General features: G+C 74.7%; 14 protein-coding genes and 1 riboswitch. Of the genes, 8 read left to right on the plus strand and 6 right to left on the minus strand.

The features are described 5' to 3' along the window. Positions 1–32: 32 nt before the first annotated feature. Positions 33–473 (plus strand): LbetaH domain-containing protein, encoded by a 441-nt coding sequence (locus tag H9X71_RS12515; RefSeq protein ID WP_191147387.1) that lies wholly within the window; start codon positions 33–35, stop codon positions 471–473. A gap of 43 nt (positions 474–516) precedes the next feature. Here H9X71_RS12515 and H9X71_RS12520 read toward each other — a convergent pair whose 3' ends face one another. Then, positions 517–1,944, minus strand: a complete 1,428-nt coding sequence (locus tag H9X71_RS12520) for a hypothetical protein (protein ID WP_244961615.1) — start codon at positions 1,942–1,944, stop codon at positions 517–519. A gap of 239 nt (positions 1,945–2,183) precedes the next feature. Here H9X71_RS12520 and H9X71_RS12525 point away from each other — a divergent pair, with 239 nt between their 5' ends. Continuing rightward, on the plus strand, positions 2,184–2,429 hold the full coding sequence (locus H9X71_RS12525; protein WP_244961617.1) for a hypothetical protein: 246 nt from the start codon (positions 2,184–2,186) through the stop codon (positions 2,427–2,429). 187 nt (positions 2,430–2,616) lie between these two features. On the opposite strand, the gene H9X71_RS12530 is transcribed toward H9X71_RS12525, so the two are convergent. Beyond that, positions 2,617–3,537, minus strand: coding sequence for an aldose 1-epimerase family protein (locus H9X71_RS12530; protein WP_191147389.1), 921 nt, complete (start codon positions 3,535–3,537; stop codon positions 2,617–2,619). Positions 3,538–3,547: 10 nt separating this feature from the next. Continuing rightward, a complete protein-coding gene (locus tag H9X71_RS12535) occupies positions 3,548–4,372 on the minus strand; it encodes a DeoR/GlpR family DNA-binding transcription regulator (protein ID WP_191147390.1) in 825 nt (274 codons plus the stop codon). A gap of 93 nt (positions 4,373–4,465) precedes the next feature. Between H9X71_RS12535 and galT the strand changes: the two genes are divergently transcribed. From galT to H9X71_RS12555, 4 genes are read left to right on the plus strand one after another with little or no spacing between them, the layout of a single operon-like run. Further along, the gene (galT, locus tag H9X71_RS12540; RefSeq protein WP_191147391.1) at positions 4,466–5,608 is read left to right on the plus strand and encodes a galactose-1-phosphate uridylyltransferase; all 1,143 of its coding nucleotides are present in this window, start codon (positions 4,466–4,468) and stop codon (positions 5,606–5,608) included. Beyond that, positions 5,605–6,765: a galactokinase gene (galK, locus tag H9X71_RS12545; RefSeq protein WP_191147392.1), complete on the plus strand. Its 1,161-nt coding sequence runs from the start codon at positions 5,605–5,607 to the stop codon at positions 6,763–6,765. The genes galT and galK overlap by 4 nt, the downstream gene beginning before the upstream one ends. Positions 6,766–6,805: 40 nt before the next feature. Next, positions 6,806–7,723: a GNAT family N-acetyltransferase gene (locus H9X71_RS12550; RefSeq protein WP_191147393.1), complete on the plus strand. Its 918-nt coding sequence runs from the start codon at positions 6,806–6,808 to the stop codon at positions 7,721–7,723. 23 nt (positions 7,724–7,746) lie between these two features. Beyond that, complete coding sequence (locus H9X71_RS12555; RefSeq protein WP_191147394.1) at positions 7,747–8,340, plus strand: gamma carbonic anhydrase family protein; 594 nt, start codon at positions 7,747–7,749, stop codon at positions 8,338–8,340. A gap of 63 nt (positions 8,341–8,403) precedes the next feature. Here H9X71_RS12555 and H9X71_RS12560 read toward each other — a convergent pair whose 3' ends face one another. Next, positions 8,404–9,306: a bifunctional methylenetetrahydrofolate dehydrogenase/methenyltetrahydrofolate cyclohydrolase gene (locus H9X71_RS12560; RefSeq protein ID WP_191147395.1), complete on the minus strand. Its 903-nt coding sequence runs from the start codon at positions 9,304–9,306 to the stop codon at positions 8,404–8,406. Beyond that, positions 9,303–10,580 (minus strand): serine hydroxymethyltransferase, encoded by a 1,278-nt coding sequence (gene glyA, locus H9X71_RS12565; protein ID WP_191147396.1) that lies wholly within the window; start codon positions 10,578–10,580, stop codon positions 9,303–9,305. The genes H9X71_RS12560 and glyA overlap by 4 nt, the downstream gene beginning before the upstream one ends. Before the next feature lie 32 nt (positions 10,581–10,612). Then, a riboswitch (ZMP/ZTP riboswitch) is annotated at positions 10,613–10,696 on the minus strand. Positions 10,697–10,886: 190 nt separating this feature from the next. Between glyA and H9X71_RS12570 the strand changes: the two genes are divergently transcribed. After that, a complete protein-coding gene (locus tag H9X71_RS12570) occupies positions 10,887–12,500 on the plus strand; it encodes an alpha-amylase family glycosyl hydrolase (protein ID WP_191147397.1) in 1,614 nt (537 codons plus the stop codon). 40 nt (positions 12,501–12,540) lie between these two features. Further along, positions 12,541–13,047: a hypothetical protein gene (locus H9X71_RS12575; RefSeq protein ID WP_191147398.1), complete on the plus strand. Its 507-nt coding sequence runs from the start codon at positions 12,541–12,543 to the stop codon at positions 13,045–13,047. 27 nt (positions 13,048–13,074) lie between these two features. Here the strand turns inward: H9X71_RS12575 and H9X71_RS12580 are convergent, their stop codons facing one another. Continuing rightward, on the minus strand, positions 13,075–13,932 hold the full coding sequence (locus tag H9X71_RS12580; RefSeq protein WP_191147399.1) for a LysR substrate-binding domain-containing protein: 858 nt from the start codon (positions 13,930–13,932) through the stop codon (positions 13,075–13,077). Positions 13,933–13,949: the final 17 nt, after the last annotated feature.

Raw genomic sequence — 13,949 nt, forward strand, 5'->3', positions numbered from 1 at the left:
ACTCGTCGGCAGCTGGGGAATACGCTCGCCGCATGGGGATAGTGGACAAGATGGTGCGTTTCCGGCACGTGCGACTGGTGCGGGAGGCCCTGCTCCTCATGGGGGTCGAGGTGCACGCGCAGACGACCATCGGGCCGGGCCTCGTGTTGCACCACCGGGGCAACGGCGTCGTGATCACGCCGGCGACGAGGATCGGGTCGTCGGTGGCCATCTACCAGCAGGTCACGATCGGGCGCAGCGGCGTCGACACGACCGATGAGGAGCAGGGCTTCGAGGGCGTGGAGATCGGCGACCACGCGGTCCTCTGCGCCGGCGCCAAGGTGCTCGGGGGCCGGGGCACCCTGCGGGTCGGCACGGGCACGGTCGTCGCCGCGAACGCGGTGCTGACCCGGTCCACCGGCGACTGGGAGGTGTGGGCGGGAGTCCCCGCCGTCAAGGTCTCCGACCGCAAGCGGGGGCGCCCGCCCGTGTGACGCTCCCCCGCGATCGCGATCCGCGTGCGCCGCCGCTCGCCGATCAGGCGGTCGGGGTGGGCGTGGGGGTCGGAGTCGGCGTAGGAGTCGGCGTAGGAGTCGGCGTCGGCGCAGGCGCCTGCACGACCGTGAGCGGGCGGCCGAAGCCGTCGATGCTGCGCACGCCGCCGTCGGTGATGACGGAGGCGAACGCGGCATCCGGGTTGTTGGGCAGCGACGGGCGCTCGACGCGGGTGTCGCGGGCGTACTTGCCCACCACCACGACGCGCTGCGCCGGGTACTTGGTCGGGGTCATGAACATGGTGCCGCGGCCGATGGAGGTGTCCTGCGCGAACCGCGTGCCCTGGTCCACCAGGCCCACGCCGATGCCGTGGGCGCCGAGGTCGCCGCCCGTCACGATGTTGTAGCCGACGACCGTGGCACCCACGCCCGCGCCGATCTCCAGCTGGTAGCCGCCCGCGCCCGAGTTGCCCTCGAGGCGCATGCCGTTGATGCCGAGCTCGGAGACCATGGACGCCGTGTTGCTCGTGGGGATCGCGAGGAACCCGCGCGCCGCCTTGTTGCCGGCGCCGCAGCCGATGATGCGCGTGTTCTCGAAGCGCGCGTTGGTGGGGGCGATGCGGATCCCGCCCGCGACGCAGTTCACGATCTCGGTGTCGCGCATGACGATGTCGATGGCGTTGACGCCGTCGCAGTCGACGCCCCACGTGCCGGCCGTGATGACGCGGAGCCCCTCGATGACGTTGGCGTACGAGTACTCGTCGTTCGCCGCGGTGAAGTTCGTGCGCGCGAAGTAGACGCCCGCGCCGCCGGTCGCGTTGAGCTCGATGTCGGTGATCCGGCAGTGCAGCAGCGACCGCAGGTACAGCCCGTGCCGTCCGGTGCGCGTGCCGGTGATGCTGAAGCCGGTGAGGGTCACGGTGGCCTTGTTGTTCGCGGCCGGGCCGGAGTCGGCGCCGATCTTGCCCTGCACCTTGAAGACGTCGCCGGTGGATCCCGCGATCTGGCGGATGGTCGTCACGCGCCGCCCGTAGCCCTCGATGGAGATGGCCGGATAGCCGTACGGCGCCCCGGAGAGGGGCTGCTTGGGCCAGATGGCGCTCGAGTAGTCGATGCCGGTGGAGGTGACGCGGATCTCGCCGGGTGGCAGGATCCCCCGGCCGCCGGTCTTCTGCAGGGCGGCGAAGAAGGCGTTCATGGCCTTGGTGTGGTCGGCCGCCGACGGGACGAAGCCGAACTGCTCGGGGTAGTAGACGCGCGACTGGTCGCCCACGACGGCCGCGGAGGCGGGAGGCGCCACGACGGGCGCGGCGACGGAGGCGGCACCGGCGGTCACGCCGACGGCGGCGAGGAAGACGGCCCGGCGGCCGACGAGCGGCGGACGCTCGGCCGGCATCGGGGCGTCCTGGGCGAGTGCATGCGCGGGCAGGTCGGAGCTGGGGGCGTGCGCATCCGCGCGGGGGTGGGACAAGGGGAGCCTTCCGGGTGGGCCGTGCTGACGGGTGCAGTCGGGCCGCGCCGATCCGCTCCCCCGAGCACCGGACGCCCCACGCTGGATAGGGCAAGGGTGGGTCCTGGTGCCGCCGGAGCGTATCCCCAGTTCGGGGCGGCACGAGGCGCGCTCTCCACCGGCAGCTCGGGCGGGCAGGGGCACGGCACCTCGTCGGCGTCCGCGGCGGACGCGGCGACGGCGGTGGGATGCTGGAGCGCATGAGCATGCAGGCCGACGAACTCGTGATCGCGATGCTGACCGCCGAGGAGACCGGCGAGCGCTACGACCTGCTGAAGACCGCGCTCGAGGAGCACGACGACCGGGGCGTGCAGTACCTGTCGGGCGTCGTCGGGCGGCTGCTCGCCTACATCGACGGGTTGCGCGAGCCCGAGGAGAACCGGATCGCGCTGGAGCAGTACACGCAGCGGGTCGCGCTGCAGTGGGCGCAGGAGGACCGGGGCTAGCGGCGGTCGCGGCGTCCCCGGACGGCCGCGACCGGCGCCCCCGCGGTGAGGACCGCGCCCGCCGACCAGCAGGGTGCGGCGAGGCCCGGCGCGAGATGCGCGGCGAGGGGCACGGCCGCCGCCAGCAGGATCATCGCGACGACGGATCCCCGCGGAGGCGCGGACGTCGTCGCGGGCGGGCGCGGGATCAGAAGCCGGTTGCGCGGATGCCCCAGCTGAGGGTCCACTCCTCGCCGGGCTCGAGGCGGCGGACGCCGACGCCCGAGTTGAACGCGTCCGCAGGCGCGGTCATGGGCTCGATGGCGACGGCCTGGCTCCCATGGGTCGGGAACTCGCGCGGCGTGTAGACCTGCAGGAAGCGGAAGGACGCGTCGGCCCACAGCTCGACGCCGCGGCCGTCGGGCGCGGTGAGGCCGTGGCGGCTCGTGCCGTCCTCCACGTGCACGTCGCCGTAGCCGGTGTTGAGGTCGAGCTCGCCGACGACGCGGCCCTCACGGAGGTCCTCGTCGGCGCCGCCGACGGGGTGGTCGGCGACCGGGATCAGCGCGTCGTCGACCTCGGACCACGTGTCGGCGCGGACGGTGAGCGTGAGCTCGGAGGAGGGGATGCCGCCGATGGCGAGGTAGGGGTGCGCGCCGACCGCGACGGGCGCGGCCGCCTCGGAGTCGTTGCGGATCCGGTGGGTGACGACGAGACCGTCGTCGGTGAGCCGGTACGTGACGGACGTGTCGAGGAGGAACGGGTAGCCGTGCTGCGGGAAGACGGTCGCCGAGAGGGTCACGCGGTCGTCGGCCCGGTCGGACGCGGTGTAGCCGGTGTTGCGGAGGAGCCCGTGCGAGGCGTTGCCGAGCGAGGGCTCGGAGACGTCGAGCGCCTGGGACCTCCCGTCGAGCTCGTAGCGGGCGCCGCGGATGCGGTTCGGCCACGGCACGAGCACCATGCCGGCGCCCATGGGGGCGACGAGGTCCTCGCCGTAGGGCTCGACGAGGTCGACGCCGTCGAGGGTCAGGCCGCGGATGGCGGCCGCGAGCTGCACGACGGTGGCGCGTAGCTCGCCGGACGGGCCGGCGTGGACGAGGTGGTGCTGCTCTCCGGTGACGGGTCTCATGGGATCCACGTTACGGCCGCCCGGCCCCGGACGACCCGCCCGCCGCGACGACGCGCAGGCCCGCGTCGCGCAGCCGGGCGACCTCGTGCGGGTCGGCGTCGGCGTCCGTGAGCAGGGTGTCGACGAGGTCGAGCGGCGCGACGGCGCCGAGGTGCGTGCGGCCGAGCTTGGCGCCGTCCGCGACGACGACCGTCCGGGCGCTGGCCGCCACCATCCGCCGCTTCACCTCGGCCTCCGGCAGGTTCACGTTCGTGACGCCGCGGTCGACGTCGATGCCGTTGCAGCCGATGAACGCCACGTCGGGGTGCAGGCGGTCGAGGACGACGGTGGCGAGCGGATCCACGAGGCTGTGCTGCAGCGCGCGCAGGGTGCCGCCCGTGACGACGACGGTGAAGCGGGGCATGGCGCGCTCGAGCTCCAGCGCCAGGGTGAGGCCGTTCGTGATGACCGTGACGTCGACGAGGTCCTCTCGCGCGACGAGCGCCCGGGCCACCTGGAGCGTCGTGCTGCCGACGTCGAGCAGCACGCTCTGCCCGCTCTCGACGAGGTCGGCGGCGGCCCGCCCGATGGCGCGCTTGGCGTCGGCGGCGGACTCGAGCGTCACCTCGAGGCTCTGCTCGCGTGCGGCGAGGCCCGCGCGGAGGACCGCGCCGCCGTGCACGCGCTGCACCGCGGCGGAGTCGGCGAGCGCGTCGAGGTCGGCGCGGATCGTCACCGCGGAGACGCCCGCGTCGGCCGCGAGCTCGGAGACGGTCGCGAAGCCGCGGTCGGCGAGCCGCTCGAGGATGCGGGAGCGGCGGGTCGCCGCGGGGACGGAGGCGGTGTCGTCGGCCATCCGGCGAGCCTCCCGCACGCGGTTGCCGGAACGCAAGCGCGGCCTTTCGCGAGCGCAGATCCGAGCCGCGCGAGCCCGTAGGATCGAGGGATCATGCATGCCGACCAGACCGTCACGACGTCGCCGTCCGGGATCACGCAGCGTCGCACGCTGCTGTCCGACGGCCGCGAGCTCGTCTACTTCGACGACGCCGACACGACCCTGCCGCCCGAGCGCGCCGTCGACGCGCGCCCCGCCGCGCCCCGCCCGCCCACCGCGACGATGCGGCAGGACGTGCTCACGGGCGAGTGGGTCTCCATCGCGGCCGCGCGCCAGAACCGCGCGCACCTGCCGCCGGCGGAGCTGGATCCCCTCGCCCCGGCGAGCCCGACCAACCCGTCCGAGATCCCGAGCATGTACGACGTCGCGGTCTTCGAGAACAAGTCGCCGTCCTTCGGCCCGGCGCTCGCCGACACCGCGGGCGTGGACGCGCCCGTCGACGACGACGACCTCACCTCCGTCGGCGTGGAGCGCACCCGCACCTCAGTCGGCCGCTGCGAGGTCGTCTGCTTCAGCCCCGCGCACACCGGCTCGTTCAGCGGCCTCACCCCCTCGCGCGCCCGCACCGTGGTGGAGGCGTGGGCCGAGCGCACGCGCGCCCTCTCCGCGATGCCCGGCATCCGCCAGGTCTTCCCGTTCGAGAACCGCGGCGAGGCCATCGGCGTCACGCTGCACCACCCGCACGGGCAGATCTACTCGTACCCCTACGTCACGCCGCGCACGCGCCGGCTCGTCGAGTCGATCGAGCGGTTCGGGCCGGGCCTGTTCCAGCGGATCCTCGAGACCGAGCAGGCGTCCGAGCGCGTCGTGCTCCGCGGCGAGCACTTCACCGCGTTCGTGCCGTTCGCGGCGCGCTGGCCCGTGGAGATCCACCTGCTCCCCCACCGGCACGTGCCCGACCTCGCCGAGACGACGGACGCGGAGCGCGACGAGCTGGCGACGATGTACCTGAAGCTGCTGCAGGGGATGGACCGGCTGTACGACACCCCCACGCCGTACATCGCGGCGTGGCACCAGGCGCCCGTGGACGCGCACCGCGACGAGATCCGGCTGATGCTGCAGATCACGTCGCCGCGCCGCGCGGCCGACAAGCTCAAGTTCCTGGCCGGATCCGAGGCGGCCATGGGCGCCTGGATCGGCGACGTGCCGCCCGAGAAGGCGGCCGAGATGATCCGGAAGGCAGTGGAGGACGCATGACCGACATCCGAGACGACGTGCGCGAGGGATTCCGCGCCAGCTTCGACCGCGAGCCGCACGGCGTGTGGTCATCGCCCGGGCGCGTGAACCTCATCGGCGAGCACACCGACTACAACGCCGGGTTCGTGTTCCCGTTCGCCATCGACCGGCGCACGGTCATCGCGCTCGCACCGCGGGACGACGACCGTATCCGCCTGGCCAGCTCCTTCTCCGACGACGTCGTGGAGGCGCGCCTCGCCGACCTCACGGGCGAGCGCATCGAGGGGTGGCAGGCCTACCCGCTCGGCGTCGCGTGGGCCCTCGGCCAGCGCGGGGCCGACCTCGCCGCCGTGCCCGGCTTCGACGTGTTCATCGACAGCGACGTGCCCGTGGGCGCCGGCCTGTCCTCGTCGGCCGCGCTCGAGGGATCCATCGCCCTCGCGCTCGACGACATCTGGCGGCTCGGCCTCGACCGGCAGACGCTCGCCGCGGTGGGGCAGCTCGCGGAGAACGAGATCGTGGGCGCGCCGACCGGGATCATGGACCAGTCCGCGAGCCTCCTCGGCCGGCAGGACGCGGGCGTGTTCCTCGACTGCCGCTCGCTCGAGGCGGAGGTCATCCCGCTCGGGCTCGAGGCCGCCGGCCTCACCATCGCCGTGATCGACACCCACGTCGCCCACGCGCACGCCGACGGCGGCTACCGCGCGCGCCGCGAGTCGTGCGAGCTGGGCGCCCGCCTCATGGGCGTCGCGACGCTGCGCGACCTCTCGGTCGACGACCTGGTGCGCGCCCGCGAGGTGCTCGACGACGAGACGTTCCGCCGCGTGCGCCACATCGTCACCGAGAACCAGCGCGTGCTCGACACCGTGCGCGCGCTCCGCGAGGAGGGCCCGCGCGCCATCGGCGAGCTGCTCGACGCGAGCCACCGCTCGATGCGCGACGACTTCGAGATCAGCGTCCCGGAGCTCGACCTCGCGGTCGAGGTCGCGCAGAACGAGGGCGCGATCGGCGCGCGGATGACGGGCGGCGGCTTCGGCGGATCGGCCATCGCGCTCATCGACGTCGACTCGCTCTCGCGGCTCCAGGTCGCGATCGACGGCGCCTTCGCGGAGCACGGCTACACGGGACCGACCGTCTTCACGGTCACGCCGTCGGACGGGGCGAAGGCGGAGCAGTAGGGCGCGGCCCGCTCGGTTGGGGCGCCGTAGGCTCGGCGGCATGACACGAGCTCCCGCGGGCCTGACCGAGATCACGGGCGACCTCGACGACGCCGTCCGCGACATCGCGCTCGCGCTGTCCACGTGGTTCCCCGCCTCCACGCACCCCGGCGGATTCGCGTGGGAGGCGTCCACCGGGCAGCTGTCCGAGCGGATCGCCGTGGTGCGCGACGACGCCGGTGCGCCGATCGGCTGGGCCGCCTCCTCGCCGGACGACGCGCGCGTCGAGTGCGCGCCCGGCGACGACGCCACCACCGACCTGCTGGCCGGGTGGCTCCTCGACGCAGCCGGCGACGGGCGCACGAGCGTCGCCGTCCACCGCGGGCAGGACCGGCTGCGCGGGATCCTCGCCGGCCGCGGCTTCGTCGACGAGGCCGTCCCGCTCGCCGGCCTCCGCCACGCCGCTCGCGACACGGGCGCGCGGCCGCCCGCGGGCTACCGCATCCGCCCGGTCGCGGAGGGCGAGGAGCAGGCCAAGGTCGACGCGCACCGACGGGCGTGGAAGCCGGTCGAGCTGCCCTTCACCGACGGATCCGGCGAGGGCATCGACCCGGCTGCCGAGAGCCGCTTCGACGCGGTCGGCTACGCGGCCATGCAGACCGCGGCCGTCTACCGGCGCGACCTGGACCTCGTGATCGAGGCCCCCGACGGATCGCTCGCCGGCACCTGCACGGCGTGGCTCGACCCGGCGACCGGCTGGGCGGAGCTCGAGCCGCTCGGCGTCGTGCCCGCGCACCGCCGCAGGGGCCTCGCGCAGACCCTCGCGCTCGACGTGTGCCGCCGGGTCGGCGAGCTGGGCGGCCGCGACGTCTTCATCAACGCCTCCCCGCTTCCCTACTACCGCGCGCCGTGGGACGCGTACGTCGCCGCGGGCTTCACGCCGATGGAGCGCGGCACGCGGATGCACCGCCTCGCCTGACGCCCGCGGCCTACCCTGGCGGCATGACCGTCGACCCCCAGGCCACCGTCCGCGCGCTCCCCGGATCGCCCGCGCCCGACATCGCCCCCGACGCCCTCGTGGCGGCGGGGGCGCGCGTCGTCGGCCGGGTGACCCTCGCGGCGGGATCCAGCGTCTGGTTCAACGCCGTGCTGCGCGCCGAGGCCGCGGACATCGTGATCGGCGCGGGCTCCAACCTGCAGGACAACGTGAGCTGCCACGTCGACGCGGGCTTCCCGCTCACCGTCGGCACGGGCGTGAGCGTCGGCCACAACGCGGTGCTGCACGGCTGCACCGTCGAGGACGACTGCATCGTCGGCATGTCCGCCACCGTGATGAACGGCGCGGTCGTGGGCCGGGAGTCGCTGCTCGCGGGCGGCACGGTGGTGTTGGAAGGGCAGAGCATCCCGCCGCGCTCGCTCGTGGCGGGCGTGCCCGGCAGGGTGCGGCGCGAGCTCACGGACGAGGAGGTCGCGGGGCTCCGGGCGAACGCCGCGCACTACGTGGAGAACGCGCGGCTGCACTCCGGCACGATCCCGACGCCGGCCGTGCTCCTGGCCGCGTCGACGGACCCCGGACGCGAGGAGGGGACGGCCTGACCGGCCGTCCCCTCCTGCATCGCCGCCGCACGGTCGAGTCGAGCGTCGTCGCGGCGAGCGCCGTCAGCCGCGCAGCTCGGCGGCCAGGCGCGCGTCGCGCTCGGCGGCCAGCACCACGTTGACGAGCAGCATCGCGCGCGTCATCGGACCCACGCCGCGCGGGTTCGGCGACAGGTGCCCGGCGACCTCGGCGACGGCCGGGTCCACGTCGCCCGTGAGGCGCGCCGTGCCGGTCTCGGGATCCACGACGCGCGTGATCCCGACGTCGAGCACCGCGGCGCCCGGCTTCACCCACTCGGGCCGGATGAGGTGCGCGACGCCGACGGCCGCGACCACGATGTCCGCCCGGCGGACCTCCTGCTCGAGGTCGCGCGTGCGCGAGTGCGTGAGCGTGACGGTGGCGTCGAGGCCCTTGCGCGTGAGCAGCAGGCCGAGCGGGCGCCCGACCGTGAGGCCGCGGCCGACGACGACCACGTGCTGGCCGGCGATGGGCACGTCGTAGCGCTGGAGCATCTCGACGATGCCCGCGGGCGTGCACGGCAGCGGCGAGGTCAGCTCGCCCTGCACGCCGAGCACGAGGCGCCCGAGGTTCGTCGGGTGCAGGCCGTCCGCGTCCTTCGACGGGTCGATGAGCTCGAGCATCGCGTTCTCGTCGATGCCCGCGGGCAGCGGCAGCTGCACGATGTAGCCGGTGACGGCCGGGTCGGAGTTCAGGCGCTCGATGGCCTGGCGCACGTCGGCCTCGCTCGCGTCGGCCGGGAGGTCGACGCGGATGGACTCGATGCCCACCTCGGCGCAGTCGCGGTGCTTGCCCGCGACGTACGAGCGCGATCCGGGGTCGTCGCCCACGAGCAGCGTGCCGAGGCCGGGCACGAGGCCCTGCTCCCGGAGCGCGCGGATCCGCACGGCCAGCTCGGACTTGACGGCCGACGCGGTGGCGACGCCGTCGAGCACGACCGCGGTCACTGGGTGAGGCCCTCGTAGAGCGGGAAGCCGTCGGTGAGCGTGAGCACGCGGGCGCGCAGGCTCGCGAGGTCGCTGCCGGGCTTCAGGGTCTCGGCGATGACGTCCGCGACCTCGGTGAACTCCGCCTCGCCGAAGCCGCGGGTCGCGAGCGCCGACGTGCCGATGCGGACGCCGGAGGTGACCATCGGCGGGCGCGGGTCGAACGGCACCGAGTTGCGGTTGACCGTGATGCCGACCTCGTGCAGCGCGTCCTCGGCCTGCTTGCCGTCGATCTCGGAGTGGCGGAGGTCGGCGAGCACGAGGTGCACGTCGGTGCCGCCGGTGAGCACGGAGACGCCGGCCTCGGTGGAGTCGGCGGCCGTGAGGCGCTCGGCGAGGATCTGCGCGCCCTGGATGGTGCGGCGCTGGCGGTCCGCGAACTCCTCCGTGGCGGCGATCTTGAACGCCGTGGCCTTGGCCGCGATGACGTGCATGAGCGGCCCGCCCTGCTGGCCCGGGAACACGGCCGAGTTGAGCTTCTTGGCGAGCGCGGTGTCGCGGCTGAGGATCACGCCCGACCGGGGACCCGCGAGGGTCTTGTGCACGGTGGAGGAGACGACGTCCGCGTAGGGGACGGGCGAGGGGTGGACGCCGGCGGCGACGAGCCCGGCGAAGTGCGCCATGTCGACCCAGAGCTTCGCGCCGACCTCGTCCGCGATGGAGCGGAACGCCGCGAAGTCGAGGTGCCGGGGGTACGCCGACCAGCCGGCGATGATGACCTGCGGGCGGTGCTCGAGCGCCTTCTCGCGCACGACGTCCATGTCGATGAGGAAGGTGTCGGGGTCCACGCCGTAGGCCGCGGCGTCGTAGAGCTTGCCGGAGAAGTTGAGCTTCATGCCGTGCGTGAGGTGGCCGCCGTGCGCGAGCTCGAGGCCGAGGATCGTGTCGCCGGGCTGCGCGATGGCGGCGAGGACGGCCGCGTTCGCCGTGGCGCCCGAGTGCGGCTGGACGTTGGCGAACTCCGCGCCGAACAGGCTCTTCGCGCGGTCGATAGCGAGCTGCTCGGCGACGTCGACGAACTCGCAGCCGCCGTAGTAGCGGCGGCCCGGGTAGCCCTCCGCGTACTTGTTGGTGAGCACGGACCCCTGCGACTGCAGCACCGCGCGCGGCACGAAGTTCTCGCTGGCGATCATCTCGAGGGTGCCGCGCTGGCGGCCGAGCTCCTGCTCGAGCACGGCCGCGATCTCGGGATCGACCTCGGAGAGGGGGGCGTTGAAGGACTGGTCGACGGGCATGGGACTCCTTGAGCACGGTGGACGAATGGATGCGTCGTGGCCCAGGCGTACGGCCACCAACCGTGTGAGTCGCTCCCCGATGGTGACCCATCCGAACGCCAGTCGCGACGTCGTCGAGCCTACCCGGGCGGGCGCGCGGGCGCGAGGCGCACGGGCGTGCGACCGGTGCCCGCTCGGGCGCGCGCCTGGCCGCCGAGCGAGGAAAAGCGAAGGGCACGAATGGATGGGCCGGTCACGAGCGCCCCTCGCCCGTAGGATCGAGGGGTCGGGCGACGGTGCCCGCCGTATGCGGAGGAAGGACCGAGCATGGGGAGCGCAGCGCTCACGACCGATCCCGCGGCAGGCGGACACGACCGCGACGACGACGCGCACGCGGACGGCGCCCCCGTCGACGCGCCCCCGGTGGACCGCGACGCGCTCGCCGCCGACCTCCGCCCGCTCGTGGGCGACGAGGCCGACGCCCTCGCCGACGCGCTGGCCGCCGACCTCCGCGAGGTGCGCGCCCGACGCGCCCCCGCGGCCGGATCCCCCACCGACCTCGACCTCGACCGCCGCACCGGCGGCGTCTGCTACGTCGACCGCTACGCCGACGACCTGCGCGGCCTCGCCGCCCGCGTCCCGTACCTCCGCGAGCTCGGCCTGACGCACCTGCACGTGACGCCCGTCGCGGCGCCGGCCGACGACGACACCGACGCTCTGCTCGCGCCGGGCGTGCGCGTGCGGCCGGGCCTCGGATCCGCCGCCGACCTCGCCGACCTCGCCGACGCGCTCCACGACGCGGGTCTCACGCTCGCGGTCGACCTCTCCTCCGGGCTCACCGACGCATCGCGCGCCGACCGGATCCGCTCCGCCGCCGTCGAGGCCGTCGCCCTGGCCGCCTCGGGCGCCGACGTCGTGCGCGTCGACGCGGCCGCCGTCCTCGGCGGACGCGACGACGCCGCGGGCGCCGCCCTCCTCCGCGCGATCGGCGTGCTCGGCCGCCGCCTGGCCCCCGCCCTCGCCCTGGCGGTCGCCGCCGACGCCGACCCGCACGCGCCCGCCGCGCTCCTCGACGGCGACGCCGTGCGCCTCGCCGACGACCCCGCCCTCCCCGCGCTCGTCTGGGAGGCCCTCGCCACCCGCTCCCCCGCGCTGCTCGCCCGCGCCCTCGAGCGCCGCGGCGAGGCGCCGGCCGGATCCGCGTGGGTCGCCCGCGTCCGCAGCCACGACGCCCTCCGCTGGACCTTCGACGACGACGACGCGCGCGCCCTCGGCATCGACCCCGACGAGCACCGCCGCTTCCTCGCCGATTACCACGTGGGCCGCTTCCCCGGCAGCCACGCGCGCGGCGTCCGGCACGCCGACGGCGCGGTCGCCGGCACCACCGCCTCCCTCGCGGGCCTCGAGCAGGACGACCCGGGCGCGGTCGAGCGGATCCTCCTCGCCCACTCCATCGCCCTCAGCACCGGCGGCCTCCCGCTGATCGTGCTCGGCGACGAGGTCGGCCAGCTCAACGACTACGGCTACGACGACGTCGAGGCGCACGCCGAGGACAGCCGCTGGGTCAACCGCCCGCTCTACCCCTTCGAGCGCTACGACCAGCGCGACGACCGCACCACGAGCACGGGCGTGATCCACGCCGGGCTCCGCCGGCTCGTCGCGGTCCGCCGCGCGACGCCCGCCCTCGCCGGCACGCGGATCCTCGGCTTCCACGCCAACGACCCGCACGTCCTCGGCTACCAGCGCCCGCACGAGGACGGCACGGTGCTCGTGCTCGCCAACCTCGGCGACGAGCCCGCGACGGTGTCCGCCGAGACGCTCGGCGGGTTCGCGGAGCACGCCGTCGACCTGGTGCGCGACGAGCGCCTCCGCCTCACCAAGGGCATCGTCCTCAGCCCGCGCACCTTCGTCTGGCTCCAGGCGGCTCTCGACCTGCCGTGACACACTCGCAGTCACAGGCGGGTCGGCACGGAGGAACGGCATGAGCGACGAGGGACGCGGCACGGGTCGGCCTCCGGGGAGCCCACGCGGCGCCGGCGGCTTCGCCTGGCCCATGTGGGTCAACATCGGCTGGATCGCGCTCGGCGCCTGGCACGTGCTCGCCCCCGTGAACGACGCGTCCGGCTGGCTCGGCATGTTCCAGATCGCGGTCGGCGTCTTCGGGATCCTGGCCGCGCGTCGCCGCGCCCGCCGCCTCGCCGAGGCCGAGGCCGACGCGATGCCGCTCGACGAGGCCACCCGGGTGCCCGCCGACGTCGACGAGGAGCGCGTGCGCCTCGACCAGGCCACCGCCGCGCACGCCGAGATGGACGAGCGGCTGCGCGCCCTCGCCCTGCAGCTCGAACAGCCCGGCGACCCCGCGGCGGACCCCGACAAGCCCGAGCCCCCGCACCAGCCCGGCACCCGCGGGCGCGGACGCCGCGGACGCGCCCGCACCCGCGACGCCGGGCTCGCCGACGACGGCCTCCCGCCCGTCGCCCGCTGGTAGCGGACCCGGCGGGTCGCGCGTCCCGCGTCAGCTGGCCCGCGCCACCCCGCGCGACATGATCGCCGAGGTGAGCGCGTCGATGGAGGCCCGCGGCCCCGCCAAGTTGTCCATCAGCACGTAGTCCACCTCGTCGAGCTCCGGCAGGCCGAGGCGCGCGGTGACCTTCACGAGGTCGGTCGGGATCAGCGCCTGCGGCAGCACCGCGACGCCCATGCCGGCACGCACGGCCGCGAGCACGCCGTTCACGTCGCGCGTGCTGCACGTGATGCGCCAGGTGCGGCCCGCGCGCTCGAGCGCGTCCATCGCCATCTGCCGGCTGATGCTCGGGGCGCGGTACGCGATGAGCGGCACGGTCGCGCCCGCCTCCACGAGCGTGCGCTCGAGGCCCACCCACACCATCCGGTCGCGGCCGACGAGCTGCGCGCCGGGCTGCTCGTCGACGGTGGTCTTGGTGAGGATCAGGTCGAGCTGGCCCGCCAGCAGCCGCCGGTGCAGCGGCCCGCTCTGCGTGACCGTGAGCTCCAGCTCGATCTGCGGGTGCAGCTGCCGGAAGTGGCGCAGGATCCGCGGCAGCTGCGTGATCGCGAGGTCGTCCGCGGTGCCGAAGCGCAGGCGGCCGCTCACCGCGGATCCGCCGAAGTAGCTCTCCGCCGCCTGATGCGCGGCGAGGATCGTGCGCGCGAACCCGGCCATGGCGTCGCCCGCGTCGGTGAGGCGCATGGCACGGGTGTCGCGCGCGATGAGGGTGCGGTCGACGGAGCGCTCGAGCCGGCGCACCTGCTGGCTCACGGTCGGCTGGCTGATGCCGAGGCGCGCGGCCGCCTGCGTGAAGCTGCGGGTGTCGGCGACGGCGAGGAAGGTCCGCAGCAGGGTGGGATCGAGCACGGCGCCTCCCGGCCATT

The sequence above is a fragment of the Clavibacter zhangzhiyongii genome, from assembly GCF_014775655.1.
In the GTDB taxonomy this organism is placed as follows: Bacteria; Actinomycetota; Actinomycetes; order Actinomycetales; family Microbacteriaceae; genus Clavibacter; species Clavibacter zhangzhiyongii.

Excerpts from the sequence above, each read along its gene's own strand:
- galK (WP_191147392.1), top strand. The coding sequence starts at position 5,605 with ATGACCGACATCCGAGACGACGTGCGCGAGGGATTCCGCGCCAGCTTC.
- H9X71_RS12515 (WP_191147387.1), top strand. The coding sequence starts at position 33 with ATGGGGATAGTGGACAAGATGGTGCGTTTCCGGCACGTGCGACTGGTG.
- H9X71_RS12555 (WP_191147394.1), top strand. The coding sequence starts at position 7,747 with ATGACCGTCGACCCCCAGGCCACCGTCCGCGCGCTCCCCGGATCGCCC.
- H9X71_RS12535 (WP_191147390.1), bottom strand. The coding sequence starts at position 4,372 with ATGGCCGACGACACCGCCTCCGTCCCCGCGGCGACCCGCCGCTCCCGC.
- H9X71_RS12575 (WP_191147398.1), top strand. The coding sequence starts at position 12,541 with ATGAGCGACGAGGGACGCGGCACGGGTCGGCCTCCGGGGAGCCCACGC.
- H9X71_RS12570 (WP_191147397.1), top strand. The coding sequence starts at position 10,887 with ATGGGGAGCGCAGCGCTCACGACCGATCCCGCGGCAGGCGGACACGAC.
- H9X71_RS12550 (WP_191147393.1), top strand. The coding sequence starts at position 6,806 with ATGACACGAGCTCCCGCGGGCCTGACCGAGATCACGGGCGACCTCGAC.
- H9X71_RS12530 (WP_191147389.1), bottom strand. The coding sequence starts at position 3,537 with ATGAGACCCGTCACCGGAGAGCAGCACCACCTCGTCCACGCCGGCCCG.
- H9X71_RS12525 (WP_244961617.1), top strand. The coding sequence starts at position 2,184 with ATGAGCATGCAGGCCGACGAACTCGTGATCGCGATGCTGACCGCCGAG.
- galT (WP_191147391.1), top strand. The coding sequence starts at position 4,466 with ATGCATGCCGACCAGACCGTCACGACGTCGCCGTCCGGGATCACGCAG.
- glyA (WP_191147396.1), bottom strand. The coding sequence starts at position 10,580 with ATGCCCGTCGACCAGTCCTTCAACGCCCCCCTCTCCGAGGTCGATCCC.